General features: G+C 43.8%; 18 protein-coding genes and 1 pseudogene. 16 read left to right on the forward strand and 3 right to left on the reverse strand.

Annotated elements, in window-relative coordinates:
• The first annotated feature begins 215 nt into the window (after nucleotides 1-215).
• The 9 genes and pseudogenes from A9E74_RS08940 to dhaL all read left to right on the forward strand — a co-directional run bounded on the left by A9E74_RS08940 (nucleotide 216) and on the right by dhaL (nucleotide 8,382).
• A complete protein-coding gene (locus tag A9E74_RS08940) occupies nucleotides 216-1,412 on the forward strand; it encodes a porin (RefSeq protein ID WP_069296287.1) in 1,197 nt (398 codons plus the stop codon).
• Between the two features lie 540 nt (nucleotides 1,413-1,952).
• On the forward strand, nucleotides 1,953-2,918 hold the full coding sequence (locus A9E74_RS08950) for an ABC transporter substrate-binding protein (protein WP_069296289.1): 966 nt from the start codon (nucleotides 1,953-1,955) through the stop codon (nucleotides 2,916-2,918).
• A gap of 119 nt (nucleotides 2,919-3,037) precedes the next feature.
• Nucleotides 3,038-3,985 carry an ABC transporter permease gene (locus A9E74_RS08955; protein WP_069296290.1) on the forward strand — a complete coding sequence of 316 codons (948 nt, stop codon included), beginning with the start codon at nucleotides 3,038-3,040 and terminating at the stop codon, nucleotides 3,983-3,985.
• Nucleotides 3,986-3,994: 9 nt separating this feature from the next.
• Nucleotides 3,995-4,903, forward strand: a complete 909-nt coding sequence (locus A9E74_RS08960; protein WP_069296291.1) for an ABC transporter ATP-binding protein — start codon at nucleotides 3,995-3,997, stop codon at nucleotides 4,901-4,903.
• Between the two features lie 18 nt (nucleotides 4,904-4,921).
• Nucleotides 4,922-5,676, forward strand: a pseudogene (locus A9E74_RS08965) (creatininase family protein).
• Between the two features lie 17 nt (nucleotides 5,677-5,693).
• Nucleotides 5,694-5,912 (forward strand): hypothetical protein, encoded by a 219-nt coding sequence (locus A9E74_RS14780; protein WP_245652127.1) that lies wholly within the window; start codon nucleotides 5,694-5,696, stop codon nucleotides 5,910-5,912.
• Nucleotides 5,882-7,063, forward strand: a complete 1,182-nt coding sequence (gene glnT / locus A9E74_RS08970) for a type III glutamate--ammonia ligase (protein ID WP_245652128.1) — start codon at nucleotides 5,882-5,884, stop codon at nucleotides 7,061-7,063. The genes A9E74_RS14780 and glnT overlap by 31 nt, the downstream gene beginning before the upstream one ends.
• A gap of 108 nt (nucleotides 7,064-7,171) precedes the next feature.
• Complete coding sequence (gene nikR / locus A9E74_RS08975) at nucleotides 7,172-7,624, forward strand: nickel-responsive transcriptional regulator NikR (protein ID WP_069296292.1); 453 nt, start codon at nucleotides 7,172-7,174, stop codon at nucleotides 7,622-7,624.
• Between the two features lie 128 nt (nucleotides 7,625-7,752).
• Nucleotides 7,753-8,382, forward strand: coding sequence for a dihydroxyacetone kinase subunit DhaL (gene dhaL, locus A9E74_RS08980; protein ID WP_069296293.1), 630 nt, complete (start codon nucleotides 7,753-7,755; stop codon nucleotides 8,380-8,382).
• On the opposite strand, the gene dhaK is transcribed toward dhaL, so the two are convergent.
• Nucleotides 8,379-9,368 carry a dihydroxyacetone kinase subunit DhaK gene (gene dhaK, locus A9E74_RS08985; RefSeq protein WP_069296294.1) on the reverse strand — a complete coding sequence of 330 codons (990 nt, stop codon included), beginning with the start codon at nucleotides 9,366-9,368 and terminating at the stop codon, nucleotides 8,379-8,381. The genes dhaL and dhaK overlap by 4 nt on opposite strands.
• Before the next feature lie 17 nt (nucleotides 9,369-9,385).
• The gene (locus A9E74_RS08990; protein ID WP_069296295.1) at nucleotides 9,386-10,219 is read right to left on the reverse strand and encodes an HAD-IIA family hydrolase; all 834 of its coding nucleotides are present in this window, start codon (nucleotides 10,217-10,219) and stop codon (nucleotides 9,386-9,388) included.
• A gap of 206 nt (nucleotides 10,220-10,425) precedes the next feature.
• On the opposite strand from A9E74_RS08990, the gene hxlA (A9E74_RS08995) reads away from it, so the two are divergent.
• The 7 genes from hxlA (A9E74_RS08995) to prmB all read left to right on the forward strand — a co-directional run bounded on the left by hxlA (A9E74_RS08995) (nucleotide 10,426) and on the right by prmB (nucleotide 16,584).
• Entirely contained in the window at nucleotides 10,426-11,067 is a 642-nt protein-coding gene (gene hxlA / locus A9E74_RS08995) for a 3-hexulose-6-phosphate synthase (protein ID WP_069296296.1), read from the forward strand.
• Nucleotides 11,068-11,341: 274 nt separating this feature from the next.
• On the forward strand, nucleotides 11,342-11,662 hold the full coding sequence (locus A9E74_RS09000) for a hypothetical protein (RefSeq protein WP_069296297.1): 321 nt from the start codon (nucleotides 11,342-11,344) through the stop codon (nucleotides 11,660-11,662).
• Between the two features lie 134 nt (nucleotides 11,663-11,796).
• Complete coding sequence (locus A9E74_RS09005) at nucleotides 11,797-12,780, forward strand: transaldolase (RefSeq protein WP_069296298.1); 984 nt, start codon at nucleotides 11,797-11,799, stop codon at nucleotides 12,778-12,780.
• A gap of 158 nt (nucleotides 12,781-12,938) precedes the next feature.
• Nucleotides 12,939-13,574: a 3-hexulose-6-phosphate synthase gene (gene hxlA / locus A9E74_RS09010; RefSeq protein WP_069296299.1), complete on the forward strand. Its 636-nt coding sequence runs from the start codon at nucleotides 12,939-12,941 to the stop codon at nucleotides 13,572-13,574.
• Between the two features lie 11 nt (nucleotides 13,575-13,585).
• Entirely contained in the window at nucleotides 13,586-14,125 is a 540-nt protein-coding gene (hxlB, locus tag A9E74_RS09015) for a 6-phospho-3-hexuloisomerase (protein WP_084003021.1), read from the forward strand.
• A 126-nt stretch (nucleotides 14,126-14,251) separates the two neighbouring features.
• Nucleotides 14,252-15,655, forward strand: a complete 1,404-nt coding sequence (leuC, locus tag A9E74_RS09020; RefSeq protein ID WP_069296300.1) for a 3-isopropylmalate dehydratase large subunit — start codon at nucleotides 14,252-14,254, stop codon at nucleotides 15,653-15,655.
• On the forward strand, nucleotides 15,655-16,584 hold the full coding sequence (gene prmB, locus A9E74_RS09025) for a 50S ribosomal protein L3 N(5)-glutamine methyltransferase (protein WP_069296301.1): 930 nt from the start codon (nucleotides 15,655-15,657) through the stop codon (nucleotides 16,582-16,584). The genes leuC and prmB overlap by 1 nt, the downstream gene beginning before the upstream one ends.
• On the opposite strand, the gene A9E74_RS09030 is transcribed toward prmB, so the two are convergent.
• Nucleotides 16,575-17,894 (reverse strand): GGDEF domain-containing response regulator, encoded by a 1,320-nt coding sequence (locus tag A9E74_RS09030; RefSeq protein ID WP_069296302.1) that lies wholly within the window; start codon nucleotides 17,892-17,894, stop codon nucleotides 16,575-16,577. The genes prmB and A9E74_RS09030 overlap by 10 nt on opposite strands.
• Nucleotides 17,895-17,925 lie beyond the last annotated feature (31 nt).

Genomic DNA, 17,925 nt, shown 5'->3' on the forward strand with positions numbered 1-17,925 from the left:
AAGCCCCATTAACCATATCATTTCGGTATTAAGCATCAATAACACCTGTTGTAAAAAACACACACTTTTAGCTCAAAATGAACTAAGTCGCATTTTTTTGTTGTAAAAGTGTTGCAATGAATTCCCAGATATGGAAAATACACTCTTAACCGAGCACGACTCTGGTTACGAGAGAAACTTAAAGTAATCTGTTAACAATTATAAGGTGGACAGACATGAAAAAAACTACACTAGCTTCATTAGTCGGCGCAGCAGCATTTGCAGCAGCCGGCGCAGCTAACGCGACAATCGTTGTTGGCGGCGAAAACGGATATGAATTCAGCGTTGACGGTAACATCAACCAATTCTATATCTACACTGATCAAAACAGTAACGGCGGCAACCAAGATAACTCTCAAGTTGCTAACGGTCTGTTACCTACATTCCTGGGTTTCAACGTTAAAGCACCTGAAATCAATGGCCTGACTGTTGGTGCACGTGTTTCTATCTCTCCATCTACTAACAATGGCAGCTACCTGCAAAATGGTAACGCTATGGAGCAACGTGAAGCGTTTGCTACAGTTGACGGTGGCTTCGGTCAAATCCTGATGGGTAAAGCGTTAGGCCTGTACTCTGCTAACAACATCCTGTTAGACCAAACATTATTCGGTGTTGGTGCAACTAGCTTTACTGCTAATGGCACACAAAACACTGGCGCAACTTCTTTAGGTCGTATCGGTTACGGTTATGAGTACGCTTACTGGCGTTCACAAATCCGTTGGACTTCAGTTGACATGAATGGCTTCCAGTTTGCTGCCGCTATCGTTGATAACGACACAACTTTTATGCCAGCTACAGTTAACGAAAAAGATCCACGTTACGAAGCATCTTTAAGCTATGCAACTGCATTTGACGGTGGTTCTGCCAAATTGTGGTTAGATGGTATGACTTCAAGTGTTGAATTGGACGGCAGCAGCGAGCGTTCAAATGCTTGGACTTTGGGTGGTCAGTTAGTATTCGGCGGTTTCGAAGCCGTTGCAGCTTACTATGACAGCAAAGGCCAAGGCGTTGCTGGTTTGGGCGGCTTAGGTGCATACACAACTGATGGTAATGCACGTGATGGTGATGGTTACTATGCACAGTTAGGTTACCGTTTTGGTGGTCAAACATTTGTAGCCGCTTCATACGGTGAGTCTTCTTTGAAACGTGATAGCCTCAACACATTTGCAGCAGGTGCTGCGATTGATGCTGATACTAATGCCTTCTACGAAGATTTCGACAAAAACAGCATGTGGACTCTTGGTGTTTACCATGATGTAACAGCTAACCTGAAATTGGTTGCTGAATACTCACAAATGGAAACTGAATACCACTTGCGTTCAGGTAAAGACAAAGTTGATGTTATCGCTGTCGGTGGTTTCATTAGCTGGTAATAAGTTTCATACTGAATCGCAAGATTTAGTTTAAAGCTGATAAAAAGCCTCAACCTTCGGGTTGGGGCTTTTTTTTGGTTTCCAGCCGCTCGTATTAACTTAGTCGACATGTTAAGACTTACTTATAAACTTGCCAGCAAAAGCAAAGGCAACTCGCTTATACGTTGCCTTTTGTTTGCCAAATGAAAGACCTAAAACTTAGGTTTGCCCTCCCCAAGCCCAACTCGTTCTGAACCTTTAAGAAGCTCGGCGCATGCCCACTTTTGGGGCTTTCTTATCAAAAGAAATACTTTTTTAGTGCATAGCTTCCTTTTATGCTGTCCTTCAAACTCGTCCAATATTCTCAAAAATGATTGTTTTTGACATAAGAAATACCATGCCATTATTCCGCAACTCACGCTATATGGTCATTTACAAACGTTCAATATCATCACTTAACTTCAGCAAATAAGCAGCTATCTTTTTTTCTCGTCATGGCATACATACTGCTATGCCAGTATTACCACATTTGTAAATCGTAATAATGACGAGGAATCCCAAATGAAAAAAAGCGTTTTTATTTCACTTATCGCGGGTCTATTTTTTGCTGGCAATGCCTATGCACAACCATTAAAGATCGGTTACAGCGACTGGCCAGGATGGGTAGCGTGGGAAATAGCAATTGAAAAAAAGATGTTTGCAGAAGTCGGTGTCGATGTTCAGTTTGAATGGTTTGACTATGTCGCAAGTATGGACGCTTTTGCTGCAGGTCAGTTAGATGCCGTGACCATGACTAATGGTGATGCGTTGGTCACCGGGGCGACAGGTGCTCAAAATGTGATGATTCTGATTAATGACTATAGCAATGGCAATGACATGATCGTCGGTGGCCCAGGCATTAATTCAATCAGCGATTTAAAAGGCAAAAAGGTTGGTGTTGAGTTAGGTTTTGTTGTTCATTTGTTATTAATGAATGGCCTGGAAAAAGCGGGAATGAAAGAAAGTGATGTCAACCTGGTAAATGTCCCCACTAATGAAACCCCACAAGTTTTAGCATCTCGTCAGGTTGATGCTATCGGAGCATGGCAGCCTAACTCAGGACAAGCTCTGCAATTGGTACCGGATTCTAAACCAATCTATACCAGTGCTGATGAACCTGGTCTTATCTATGATGTTTTAGCAGTATCCCCTTCCAGCCTTGCAGCGCGGAGAGATGAATGGAAAAAAGTCATTGATGCCTGGTACATGGCAGTGGATTACTTGAACGATCCAGAAACACGTGATGATGCTATCAGCATTATGGCTGCCAGAGTCGGTATTGAGCCGGCAGAGTATGAAGCCTTTATCGATGGCACCAAAATCCTGACCAAACAAGAGGCCCAGTCTTTTATGAAAAAAGCAGACGGGTTTGGCTCTTTATATGGTTCAACAGCCATTGCGGATCAGTTTAATGTCGACAATAAAGTCTATGCCGATAAACAGCCTGTTGATAACTATATCGATCCCTCACTTCTGTTAGACGAATAAAGCGAATAAATCTGTAATCAGGTACCGCTGTGTATCGGTACCTGATTTCTCTCAAGGTATTTTTTTGGTCGTTAACTGGCAGCAGATCGTTTTGTCTGGAAATTGTAAAGGTACTGACTATGTCACTTTTTTCAGTGAACAAACCGCTTAACCCACGTAGCCGAAAAACGGTGACAATCTGTAGTTTTATCTTGCCGATATTACTGTGGTGCGTGGTGAGTTATGTGCCTTTTATCTGGCATCCCATGGTGGAAATCACCCAGCCAGGTTCGGTGAGTTATTTCCGTGAAAACATGCTGGTTGATAAAGTGCTGTTTAAAACAGAATCAATCAATGCAGCAGAAAAAGGGACTGAACTTCCTGCAGGCATTCCAGCTAACCCTGTTTATCTCCCAGCACCGCATGAGGTAGTAAAAGCGTTTTACGCTTCGTTTACTACGCCGCCAACGCGAAGTAGCGAACTGTGGCTGCACGAAAGTCTGTGGAGCAGTCTTCAGGTTATTTTTTATGGATTTTTACTCTCATCCATTATCGGTATTCCACTTGGGATTCTCGCCGGAACCTATGACTTTTTTTCGCGATTATTTGAACCCTTTATTGAGTTTTTCCGGTATTTACCTGCACCGGCTTTCGGTGCATTGGCTGTCGCCATATTAGGTATTTACCAAGCCCCCAAAATAGCCATTATTTTTATTGGGACGTTTTTTCAGCAAGTTTTAATTGTGGCAAACACCACCAGAAAACTTGATCCCGCTTTGCTGGAAGCAGGGCAAACCTTAGGTGCCGGTAATCGTTCGATGCTGTTTCGAATTGTTTTACCCGGCATTCTTCCTGATCTGTATCGCGATACCCGAATTCTGCTGGGCTGGGCTTGGACATACTTAATTGTGGCGGAACTAATTGGCACCAGCTCGGGGATAACCTGGTTTATCACTCAACAAGCCCGTTATAAAAATTTCGACAATGTGTTTGCCGCCATCATCATTATCGGCATTTTAGGTTTAACCATTGATCTGTTATTGGCCTGGCTGGGTCGACGTTTTTTCCCTTGGCAAAACACAAATTAGGAGCACGATATGAGCGACTTAATATTACCCGACTATCGTGTGCAGACAGATGCCGTTCGAAATCGTTTTGCTCGCATTAAAAAACGTCCTGTCACCATGGAAGTAAAGGGAGTAAGCAAATATTTCAGCAGCAAGCACGGCACGATAACGGCATTAAAAGATATCAACCTGACAATACATAAGCGTGAATTTGTTTGTGTGATTGGCCCATCAGGCTGTGGTAAATCAACCTTGATTAGAATCATGGCCGGCCTGGAGCAAGCTTCCGAAGGTGAAGTCAGACTGGATGGAAAAGCCGTTGATAAACCAGGACCAGAACGCGGCATGGTATTTCAGGGCTATACCTTATTTCCCTGGCTTTCGGTCAAACAGAACATCATGTTTGGTTTACGTGAGTCGGGTTATAACAAAGGAAGCGCTGAAGCAGAAGCTCGACAGTGGATTGAATTGATTGGTTTATCGCGGTTTGAAAACAGTTATCCACATCAATTATCTGGTGGAATGAAACAACGGGTCGCCATTGCCAGGGCTCTGGCAAATAAACCCAAAGTCTTGTTGATGGACGAGCCTTTTGGTGCATTGGATGCTCAAACTCGCAGCAAGATGCAATCGCATTTGATGGAAATCTGGAAAAACATTGATGTCACCGTGTTTTTTATTACCCATGATTTGGATGAAGCCATCTATCTGGCTGACCGTATTCTGGTTCTGAAATCCAACCCTGGTGAAGTACAGGAAATCATCGAAGTCCCAATTCCACAGCCGCGTCATCCAGATCAGTTTTTAACCGCTGAGTTTTTAGCCACCAAAAAACATTTGGAACAACTTATTCATCCGGCAAATCAGGACGATGATGAAGACCACCTTAACCTCATCCGGATGGTGCCTGTAAACGATGACGTTGGGAGTGTTTTTTAAATGTATGAATTGAATCAAATGACGTGGGAAGAAGTTGCAGATGCTGTCAAAAATGGTGTCGACACAGCTTTGCTTCCTGTTGGGGCAACTGAACAACACGGTCCACATATGGGCTGCGGTATGGATTCAGCTATCGCGGATACCTTATGCCGTGAAGTGGCAAAAAATACGCCTGTTTTTTTATTACCCACCTTGCCTTATGGTTGTTCAATCGGCCATTCGAAACGCTGGCCTGGAACCATGGCGCTTAATCCTAAAACACTGATTGATGTGATTTCTGATATCGGCGATTGGGTCGTGTCTTCAGGAATTAAACGACTGCTATTGATTAATGGCCATGTCACCAATGCTGCGCCACTTCGTTGTGCATTAGAAATGCTCCGAGCTCGTCATGACGACTTGATGATCGGACTCATCAACACTGCACAAATCTCTGATCGTGTAAAAAAAGCTCATCACGATGATGCTGAAGACTGGCACGCAAATCAGGCTGAGACTGCCTGATGATGGCCTTACATCCCGGGTTAGTTCGTGAAGATAAATTAGCTGACGCTGATGATCCAGATCGAACAGATGGTTGTGTGTTCAGCCATCCGGTTAATCGTACAAGCCTGAATGGCGTAACAGGAAAACCCTCTGCAGCAACCAAAGTCGACGGTGAAAAATTGTTCAACTGGATGTGTGAAGACTTAACGCAGTTGGTGATGAAAGCGATTAATGAACATCCACCGCTGGATCACAGCTATCACCAGTCTCTCGTATTAAATAATTAATCTACAAAGGTATAAACATGATTAACATCAAATCAGATGACGAAATCAAAAAAATTCAAGAAGATCTGAAAAGCAAAGGGGTGAAATATTGCATGGGCACCTATGTTGATATTCATGGTATTCCCAAAGGCAAAGTCGTTCCACTGTCACATTTGCATCATATGGCTCACGGTTCAGAGCTTTATACAGCTATGCCGTTGATGGTTTGGGCCAACAACCCAATGACGATGAGATAGCATCCGTTCCAGACCTGGACCATATTATTCAAATGCCCTGGCAGCCAGAAATAGCTTGGATGCCGGCAGATAATACCTTGTATAAACAACCTTATATGCTCAATACCCGGGTTTTGCTCAAATCCGTGTTGGAGCAGGCAAAAACCTTGGGTTATGGCATGAACCTGGGCATTGAAGCTGAGGTATATCTGGTTAAGAAAAATGCTGATGGCACGCTATCGGTTCCCGATCCAGATGATAAGTTGAAAAAACCCTGTTATGACACTCGAGCATTTTTAAGTAATTTCACCTGGTTGGACAAAATGGCAACCAGTATTGATGATCTCGGCTGGGGACTCTATTCATTTGACCATGAAGATGCCAATGGCCAGTTTGAATTTGACTTTAATTATGCTGATGCCGTGACCAGTTGTGACCGTTTCACCTTTTTGAAAATGATGGCAAAAGAATATGCCAAACAAGAAGACTTGTTAGCGACCTTTATGCCTAAACCGTTTTCCAACAAAACCGGGACGGGTGCTCACTTTAATATGTCGTTATATGATTTGGAGACAGGCGCAAACTTATTTCAATGTAAACCGGAAGAAGATGAGCATGGTTTAGGGCTCACTAAATTGGGATACCAGTTCATTGCCGGTATTCTCAAACATGGTCCCGCTTTATGTGCCGTGTTTGCACCAACAGTAAACTCATACAAACGTCTGGTTCGTCAGGGCGATATGCCTTATTTCACCTGGGCGCCAGTTTTTAACTCATTTGGTTCAAACAACCGCACCAACTCTGTTCGAGTGCCTATGGGCGGTGGTCGTTGTGAATCTCGAAACGCCGATGGTGCTGTTAATCCATATCTGGCTGCAGCATTAGCTTTGGCCGCCGGGCTGGAAGGTATAAAAGAAGGTCTGGATCCGGGTAAACCGCAAGAAGGTAATTTATACGAATTAAGCGAAGTTGAACGCGAAAAATTAGGTATTCAGTTTTTACCCAGAACGTTGGATGAAGCCATTCAAGCCTTCGCTGCCGATCCATTTGTCGAAAAAGTCTTGGGTAGTGAGTTACGAAACGAATTTATTCGTTACAAACAAGCTGAGTGGAATGAATACCATACCGTGGTCAGTGCATGGGAATTAGAACGCTATAGCCACTTGTTTTAGGCGCAATTCACATCACCCCAGCAGAAAACTGGGGTGATGGTTTTCTCCTCGCAGCGTATCAACTAAAATAAATCAGCCTTCAAAATTGATACCAAGGCTCTAGGAGTAATGATGAGTAAGGAAAAAGTCTGTCGTATTAGCATTTCGATGCCAGAAGCCCTCTTGGATGAACTGGACGAAATGGTTGGCAAACGAGGCTTTGACAGTCGATCTCAGGCAATCTGCGATATGATTAATTTACAAATCAATGAACACCGGACCCAGCAAGGTGACACGGTAATGACTGGTACCGTTAATCTGGTTTATAACCATTCCATTCCAGGCCTGCAAAAGCGGCTTCATGATCTTCAATTCGAATATATTGATGAGGTTATTAGTAGCCTGAATGTCAATTTGACACATACCAATACTTTATCGGTCATTCTGGTGCAGGGCCCTGCCAATCGATTAAATATGATTGCCGATCAAATGATTACGCTTCGTGGTGTCGTCTGTGGCCGTTTATTACTTAACGCTGAAATTATTCCGCCTATTCATCCATTGCCTCCAAAACAAAAATAGAAATCTTTAATTAGCATTTATTGAGACAATTTATTCCGCTGAAGCATTCCAAGCGTTGCCTAGCGAGTTGACCTGATGATACTGATTCAGTAATTTGGCTCTCAATAACAAAACTACTGGCAATACTAATGACTGATACCAACATCTTGCCCCATTTGATTCAGGCAATTCAATCTGAAATGCTCAATAACGAAGAAGAAATCTCTGCTCTGGACCGAGCAATAGGTGATGGTGATCATCTCACCAATCTTTTACGAGGATTGGATGCAGTAGCCAAGCTCAATAATGAATTAATTCAGCTTGATTGGTCTGCAGCGCTTATGAAAATTGGCATGACGTTGATGTCAACTATGGGCGGCGCCTCTGGATCATTACTTGGCTCCATGTTTGTCAGTATGGGTAAAACAGCTAAAGATCATCAGCTGGATCTTGCCGGTGTAACGGCTATTTATACGGCTGGTGTCGAATCCATAAAGGCCAGAGGGAAATCTGACATCGGTGAAAAAACTATGCTCGATACTCTGATTCCTGTTATGAACACTTTACAAACCGCCGTTTTAGAATCGCAAGATAGATCCAGCGTATTGAAAAATATCAAAACCGCGGCAATTGATGGAATGCTGTCCACCAAAGAAATGCTGGCGACTAAGGGACGTGCCTCATTTTTAGGCGAACGTGCCAGGGGGCACATTGATGCTGGTGCCCGAACTAGTCAATTAATCTTATGTGTTATCGCTGATGAGCTCGGTAAAAATTAACACCCCCAACGAAGCGCTGCGGTATTCACTGGAGCATCCCATAATGCAATCATTTCATCATCGAGCAGGGTCAATGTGACTGAACAGCCGGCCATATCCAGTGAAGTGGTAAAGTTACCTACTAAAGAGCGTTTGATTTCAACGCCCTTGTCTTCCCAGAATTTAGCCGCCAGATCATAAACCAGATAGAGTTCCATTAACGGTGTGGCACCAAAACCATTTACATGCAGCAAAATCTGTTGGCCTGATTGAGGATTTAGTTCTTTATCAATCGCTGCAGTAATATGCTGAACCAGCTCCTCCGCAGAAGCCATAGTCATCGGTTCACGGCCTCTTTCACCATGGATACCTACGCCCATTTCGATCTCGTTATCACTGATATCAAAAGTTGGTCGACCAGCAGCTGGCACAGTGCAACTGCTTAAGGCAAATCCCATCGAAGCAGTGTTTTTGGCAACGTGATCACCCAGGGCTTTGCATTGACTCAGATCCTGACCTTGCTCAGCTGCAGCACCGACAATTTTTTCAACTATCAATGTTCCTGCAACACCGCGACGACCAGTACTATGGTTTTCGGGTAGTGACACATCATCTTTGACCAATACAGTGTCATGCTGACAGTCGAGCATTTCAGCCGCGATCTCGAAGTTCATAACATCGCCCGCATAGTTTTTGACAATAAATAAAACCCCTGCACCATTTTCAACCGATTCTGCAGCAGCCAGCATTTGATCGGGAGTCGGTGAAGTGAAGATTTGACCGGGACAAGCGGAGTCCAACATACCTTTGCCAACTAAACCGGTGTGGAGTGGCTCATGTCCTGCGCCACCGCCAGAAATTAAAGCGACTTTGGGGGTTGATGAAGCCGTAAGACGACGAACAAAGGTTGGTTGTTGATTTAGCGCAACAATATCCTGATGTGCTTTGGCAAAGCCATTAAGGCTTTCATCAAGCACATTATCGACGTGGTTAATTATTTTTTTCATTACTCTCACTCCCTTTTTCAGAGCTGTTTTAATAATGTCGTTATTTCCTGAATATCCTGGAAAATCCAGTCAGGACGATAATCAATTTCTGCCAGATCAACTTCTGACGAAACACCTGTTAATACCATCATACTGCGCATACCAGCATTAACAGCCCCAAGAATATCGGTATCCAGTCTGTCGCCAATGGCAATAGTATTGTGTTTATCGGTACCAAGAATTTCAAAAGCCTGTTGATACAAAATAGGCTCCGGTTTACCAATTACAATAGGTTTTACCCCGGTTGCTGCAGTAAGTGCCGCTAATACCCCACCATTTCCCATAACTTCACCAAGTTCTGTAGGTAGCGTGGTATCCGCATTGGTCGCATAAAACTCCGCACCAGCACGAATATTCAAGGTTGCCGTAGCTAACTTATCCCAACTCAACTTTCTATCTAAACCTGAAACGACAAGATCTGCCCAAATATTATCGGTAGTAGCTTGTGGCTCAGTCGGATAATAAGTAGATGTCACCTCAAAACCTTGTTGCTGTAATGGCTCAATCAGGCCCGACTCTCCTATTACAAACACACGTCGTTTAGCTGGGGATAATGTGTCTTTGAGGTATCGTGCAGTTGCCATACTGGAAGTTAGAATCTCATTCGGGTGAACCTCAACCTCCATATTGGCTAATTTATCAATATATTGTTGTTGCGTGAGACTGGCGTTATTTGTCGCAAGAACAAATGGAATATTGACCTTGCGCAAAATCGAAAAAAATTCTGTTAACCCCGGCAGCGGTTTATTACCGTGCCACAAAACTCCATCCATATCGATGATAAAGCCACCCAGGTTATTGATTGTCAGCATGATTACCTGCTTATTAAATAAATTTATATTATGAGAATGTGTCAGAAGCCTCGCACAGAACAAAATAGACTGTCCAGTAATGAATGAACGCGAAAATCGTTAAAAAACCGGAAAAATTGACAGAAATGAACATAGTGCTTTATAGTCTGCGAGCGTATTTTCAACGTAAAACTACAAATTAAATCAATTATTAGGAGCATGTCAGCATGGCAAAAGCACTTATCCAAATGGCTCTGGATTCTCTGGACTTCGATCAAACTCTCGCATTGGCAGAACAAGTTGCCCCTTATGTCGACATTCTGGAAGTCGGTACTCCTTGCATCAAATACAATGGCTTGGAAATCGTTACTGCCCTGAAAACCAAGTTCCCTAACAACCTGATTCTGGTTGACCTGAAAACTATGGATGCTGGTGAATACGAAGCAACCCCTTTCTATGAAGCTGGTGCTGATATTTGTACCGTTTTGGGTGTTTCTGATAAAGCTACAATGGGCGGCGTTATTAAAGCAGCCAACGCAAACAATGCAGAAGCTCAAATTGACTTGATCAGCGTTAGAGATAAAAAAGCTGTTGCAACTGAAGCTGCAAAAAATGGCGCACAAATCATCGGTGTTCACACTGGTCTGGACGCACAAGCAGCTGGTCAAACACCTTTTGCTGATTTACAAGCAATTGCATCTTTGAATTTGGGTGTTCGCATTTCTGTTGCTGGTGGTCTGAACAAAGACACTATCCAAAAAACAATTCAAGCTGGCGCAACAATCGTTGTTGTTGGTGCCGCTATCTACGGCGCACCTTCTCCAGCAGAATCTGCTAAAGAACTGCGTGCATTAGTTGATGCTGCATAAGCAGAATAAACAGTAGCGCAAATAAAACGAGTGGCCCAGTGCCACTCGTTTTTTTTAAGCTTTACTGACTCATCCGATTTTTTAGTGTGTTAGTTGTACCAGCAGTAAGTTATTGACCATGCAGATAAATTGGTCAAAAACACCAGAGCGTGATTATAATCCTACGTCTGAGCCTGCTGGCTTGCCACAAAGAATCTAAAATAGTAATTTACCCGTTGCACCAACCTCATCATGTTGGGCAGATGGGGTTAAAAAATGTAACAGGGGTATACTCATGAGTGATAAAGGTTTTTTTGCTTCAATCTGCAGCTTTTTTAAAGGTTTGTTTTCATCTGACAGTGATAGTTGCTGCAAACCAGAATCCAAAGCAGCAGCTGCACCAGCTTCGAAAAAAGCGAATGATGGTTTAACTGGTGTAGAACGTTATATCCGTGCCCAATCAAACAGTGGCTCAAAATTAACGGGCGTCGAAAAATATATTCGCAGTCAGTTGTCTTCAAATAAAACGATGACAGGTGTTGAAAAATATATTCGCAGCAAAGCTAATGCAGCACCGTTGACTGGCGTTGAACGTTATATTCGCAGTAAAGCTTAATACAACCCTCTACTAGCGGGCCCTGTTTTAAAATCAGGGATGATAGCGACCGGATTAACATCTGGCCGTGTATTTCGCATACGAATTTTACTTAAGCTCAATAGCTCCACAAACTAACTCATAAAGGTAAGAAAATGGCGAATTTACTTGATCAATTAAAGCAAATGACCGTCGTTGTTGCTGATACCGGTGATATTCAAGCAATTGAAAAGTACACTCCTCGTGATGCAACAACTAACCCATCATTGATTACTGCAGCGGCACAAATGCCACAATATCAAGGTATCGTTGACGATACTTTGAAAGCAGCTCGTCAATCTTTGGGTGCCGATGCACCTGCATCAGAAGTAGTCTCTTTAGCGTTTGACCGTTTGGCCGTTTCTTTTGGTCTGAAAATTCTGGAAATCATTCCAGGTCGTGTTTCAACTGAAGTAGACGCACGTCTCTCTTATGACACTGAAGCAACTATTGCCAAAGGTCGTGACCTGATTGCTCAATATGAAGCAGCTGGTGTTTCACGCGATCGTATTCTGATCAAAATTGCGGCGACTTGGGAAGGTATTCAAGCAGCTGCTGTGCTTGAAAAAGAAGGTATCCACACTAACCTGACATTATTGTTCGGTCTGCACCAAGCTGTTGCTTGTGCTGAGAACGGCATTACCCTGATTTCACCATTTGTTGGCCGTATTCTGGATTGGTACAAAAAAGACAGTGGTCGTGATTCATACGAAGCACATGAAGATCCAGGTGTATTGTCTGTCACTGAAATCTACAGCTACTACAAAAAATTTGGTTACAACACTGAAGTTATGGGTGCAAGCTTCCGTAACGTTGGTGAAATCACTGAATTGGCAGGCGTTGATTTATTAACTATTTCTCCAGGCCTGTTAGATGAATTGCAAAAAACTGAAGGTACTCTGGAACGTAAATTGTCGCCTGAAGTTGCTGCAAAAGCAGATGTTGCAAAACTGAATTTGGACAAAGCTACTTTTGATGCGATGCATGCTGAAAACCGCATGGCGGCAGAAAAACTGTCTGAAGGTATTGATGGTTTTGCCAAAGCATTGGAAACATTGGAAGAACTGCTGGCTACACGTCTGGCAAATCTGGAAAGCTAATTTCTTGATTAGCAATCTGCAGTCAGGTTGCGGCTAACCCTGCAACCTGACTCAACAGTTTTTGGCTCAATTGACTTGCCGCCAAATTCTGAACTATAGTCCCGCTCGCACTATTGCAGCGTGACAATAATTTTTTTAAATCTTAGGAGTAAAATAACATGGCTGAAATTCAAATGGCTCTGGATTCATTGGATTTTGACGCAACTATGGCGCTGGCTGAACAAGTCGCTCCTTACGTCGATATTCTGGAAATCGGTACACCTTGCATCAAATACAACGGTCTGAAATTAGTTAAAGCTCTGAAAGCTGCTCACCCAGACAAAAAAATTCTGGTTGACCTGAAAACTATGGATGCTGGTGAATACGAAGCAACTCCTTTCTTTGAAGCTGGTGGTGATATCACTACTGTTTTAGGCGCTTCTGATATGGCTACCATGAAAGGCGTTATCAAAGCTGCAAACGCTAACAATGCTGAAGCTCAAATCGATTTGATCGGTGTTGAAGATAAAGCTGCTGTTGCTAAAGAAGCTGCTGCTAACGGCGCGCACATCATCGGTGTTCACACTGGTCTGGACGCACAAGCTGCTGGTCAAACTCCATTCGAAGATCTGAAAACCATCGCTGGTTTGGGTCTGAATGTTAAAGTTTCTGTTGCTGGTGGTATCAACAAAGATACTATCCAAAGCACTGTTCGTGCTGGCGCTGATATCGTTGTTGTTGGTGCAGCTATCTACGGTGCTCCTTCTCCAGCTGAATCTGCTAAAGAACTGCGTGCATTGGTTGACGCAGCATAAGGATTAGTAAAATGACAATGCATCGTGATCTAGTTGTAAACAAAATCACTGATATCCTGAAAGCCACTGACAGTTCGCTTGAAGCTGAATTTGTTGCTATGTGTGATGATGCCAAGCGTATCTTCATCACTGGTGCAGGTCGTTCAAGACTGGTAGGAAACTTCCTGGGTATGAGGCTGATGCATAGTGGTTACACTGTCTATGTTCAAGGTGAAATCAGTACACCAAGCATCCGCGAAGGCGATTTGTTAATCGTTATCTCTGGTTCTGGTGAAACAACACAGCTGGTTTCATTTGCAAATAAAGCTAAATCTGAGAAAGCAAAAGTGGTTTTGATTTGTTCAAAATCCAGTTCAACGATTGGTGATCTTGCAGATAAAACAATTCAAATTGGTACCGATGACAGCTTTGCTCCTACAAAGGGCATGCCGATGGGAACCATGTTTGAATTGTCTACATTGATTTTCCTGGAAGCTATCGTTTCTCATTTAATTCATGAGAAAGGTATTCCGGAAGAAGAGATGAGATATAGACACGCTAATATGGAATAACCACTTTCCTTAGCAATAAAATAAGAACGGGCAATCTTCGGATTGCCCGTTTTTTTATGTCTGTCGTTCTCGTGTCTCAAAACGGTATAATGTTCTGCTATTAAAATTAATCCGGTTTGAGATGATATGTCTGCCAAAACGCTTTACGATAAATTATGGGATCAACATGTTGTTCGCAGTGAACAAGATGGCACAGCGCTGATTTATATCGATCGCCACCTGGTCCATGAAGTCACCTCTCCACAGGCCTTTGAAGGCTTACGTCTGGCGGGTCGTATACCCTATCGTTTAAATTCTATTCTGGCGACCCCCGATCATAACGTGCCAACTTCTCATCGCGAACAGGGTATTGCTGATCCTATTTCACGATTGCAGGTCGAAACGCTGGATCAAAATTGCGCACAATTCGGCATTACTGAATTTGGCCTTAATGATTTACGTCAAGGCATTGTGCATGTCGTCGGTCCTGAACAAGGGGCAACTCTTCCCGGAATGACTGTAGTCTGTGGCGATTCTCATACTTCAACGCATGGTGCTTTTGGTGCTTTGGCATTTGGTATAGGTACATCCGAAGTTGAGCACGTCATGGCAACGCAATGTCTGATTCAACGTAAATCCAAAAACATGCTGGTCAAAGTTGAAGGCCATGTTAATCCAGGCATTACAGCTAAAGATATCGTGCTGGCAATCATTGGAAAAATCGGCACCGCCGGTGGCACAGGCTACGCAATCGAATTTGCCGGGGAAGCCATTCAGGCGCTATCAATGGAAGGCCGCATGACGGTTTGTAATATGACCATTGAAGCGGGTGCCCGTGCCGGCATGATCGCTGTCGATGACACCACTATCAATTACTTGAAAGGTCGTCCATTTGCACCGAAAGGTGAAAATTGGGACAAAGCTGTCGAACTATGGCGCGAGTTGCACAGTGATGTCGACGCGCATTTTGATAATGTGGTTACTTTGGATGCCAGCCAAATCAAACCTCAGGTTACCTGGGGAACATCACCTGAAATGGTGGTTTCGGTAGATTCCAATATTCCAGATCCCGATGCAGAGAATGATGCTGTAAAACGTAACGGTATGTTAAAAGCCTTGAAATACATGGGTTTAAATGCAAACCAGCCAGTTCAAGATATCCGCTTGGACAGAGTATTTATCGGATCTTGCACCAACTCACGAATTGAAGATTTGCGAGAAGCTGCAGCTGCAATTAAGGGTGGCAAAGTCGCTGCAACGGTCAAACAAGCGATGGTCGTTCCTGGTTCTGGTTTAGTCAAACAACAGGCAGAACAAGAAGGTCTGGATAAAATCTTTGTTGAAGCTGGCTTTGAATGGCGCGATCCAGGCTGTTCCATGTGCTTGGCAATGAATGCTGATCGTCTGGAAGCTGGTGAGCATTGTGCCTCAACATCAAACCGTAATTTTGAAGGCAGACAAGGGCAAGGTGGTCGTACGCACCTAGTCAGCCCTGCAATGGCTGCTGCCGCGGCAATTGCTGGTCATTTCGTTGATATCACTGCACATTAATGGCAACAGATTATCAGGCCGCTGAGGCTGAACTCAGCACCTTGCGTGATTTTTTACGTTGGACGACATCCCGCTTTGAAGAAGCCCGGCTCTTCTTTGGTCATGGCAATAATGATGCGTTTAATGAAGCGACCCAGCTTATCCTGCATAGCCTGAAACTTCCGGTAACCGAGTTACCGGAAATATTTCTTGATGCCCGTTTGTGTAGTGCTGAAAAACACGCTTTATTACAATTGGTCAAACGTCGGATCGAGCAACGTGTTCCAGTCCCCTACCTGACACATGAAGCTTGGTTTGCTGGTCTGCCGTTTTATGTGGATGAGCGAGTACTGATCCCCCGCTCACCTTTTGCCGAATTGATTGATAGCCAATTTGCCCCATGGTTGCAAAATGCCGATTCGGTTGAGCGCATTCTGGATATGTGCACCGGCAGTGCGTGCATTGCCATAGCCCTGGCAATGACATTTGAACATGCAGAAGTCGATGCCGTCGATATCAGCGAGGAAGCACTGAAAGTTGCCCAGATCAATAAAAACAAACATCTGCTAGGCGATGAACTTAAGCTTATCAAATCGGATTTATGGACGGAATTGAACAGCTCACGGCAATATGATCTGATTATCAGTAATCCGCCGTATGTAGGTGACTTGGAAATGGCCAGCCTGCCTGCTGAATATCATCATGAGCCGGTGCATGCGTTGCAGGCCGATGATAATGGGTTAGCGTTAGTTGAACAGATAATTATCGGCGCAGCCCAGTTTCTGACACCGCAGGGATTACTGTTTGTTGAAGTGGGCAATAGCGATCTGGCAGTTGATGAGAGATGGCCGGAAACCCATTTTTTATGGCTTGATATGGAACAAGGCGGTCATGGGATCTTTATGTTAACTCAGCCACAATGCGCTGAATTTGCTAACAATTATTCCTGAGTTTCACGGATAGGCAGTTCCGATTCAGCTTGATAGATCCTGACACAGTTTCGCCCGGCCATTTTCGCTTGATACATAGCACGATCCGCCATCTCAAATAAGCTATTAAGTGTGTCCTGCTTGTCATGGCGCAATGTTGCAACACCAACACTGATAGTGATGCTGATGCTTGCCGGATTGAATCGTGTCAGGCGCTTCTGCATGCGTTGCATTAGTAGTGATGCCATCTGCTCATCACATCCCGGTAATAACAAAACAAATTCCTCGCCCGACCAACGCGCGATCATGTCGACATCACGCACATGACGTTTCAACCAGTTACCCAATTCGGCCAGCAAATTATCACCACGAACAAAGCCATACTGTTCATTAATAGCCCGGAAATGATCCAGATCGATAACCGCCATCGCTAAATCACGTTTAAAACGATAGGCTTCGCTTAGATATTTACCAGCGAACTCTCGCAATGCATGGCGGTTGAAGAGCTGTGTCAATTCATCAAGCATCGCCAAACTGCACAAGGAATTTTGCTGTGCTCTCAATTCACGGAAATTCTGGTAGCTGGTAATGTGGTTAAAAACTCGTTGGCGAAGCTCTTCACGGACAATTGGTTTAGAAACAAAATCATTAACGCCAAGATGGAACAACTCAATCTTACGCGACACATTATCAAACCCGGAAGTCGCGATAATTGGCACATTGCCATAGTCTTCTCGCAAACGACGGATCTTCCTGACTAAAGTGATACCACTCATGCTGCCTTCCAGCATGATATCGGTAATCACCAAATCATAATCCCCACCACTGAAAGCTTCCCATGCCTCTTCTGCAAAGGTGTAGGCGTCAACATCGAGCCCCATATCAGTCAGTAAATCGATAATAATGGTTTGTAATACGCGGGAGTCTTCGATGAATAACACCCTACCGGATAATTGGCGGGTTTCACGTTGGGCAAGACGTTGTACATAAATACCCAACTCAGACTCATCATGCTTACTAAAAATATCGGTGGCGCCAGCCAGTAATGCCTGTTTAAGAACTCGCGCATTATCGCTTTCGGTCATGACTAGCACCGCAGCATAATCATAACCATTGATAGCGCGTAATTGGCCACAAAATTCACTGCCAGCGATATCTGGCAGATCATCACTGCAACAGACTAAGCGATAGCGAGTTTGTTGAGCATATTCCAGCCCTTGGTAGCCGGTTTCGGCGATGTCTGCTTCAAACCCTGCGGCTGATAGTAGTGCGCGGGCTTTATTTCTGAATTCTGAAGAAGCGTCTACAACTAATGCATTGAGTTTTTGCACTAAACCAATCCTTTTTACTAATGTGCATTCT

Origin of the sequence: Methylophaga muralis, from assembly GCF_001720165.1 — a bacterium.
In the GTDB taxonomy this organism is placed as follows: Bacteria; Pseudomonadota; Gammaproteobacteria; order Nitrosococcales; family Methylophagaceae; genus Methylophaga; species Methylophaga muralis.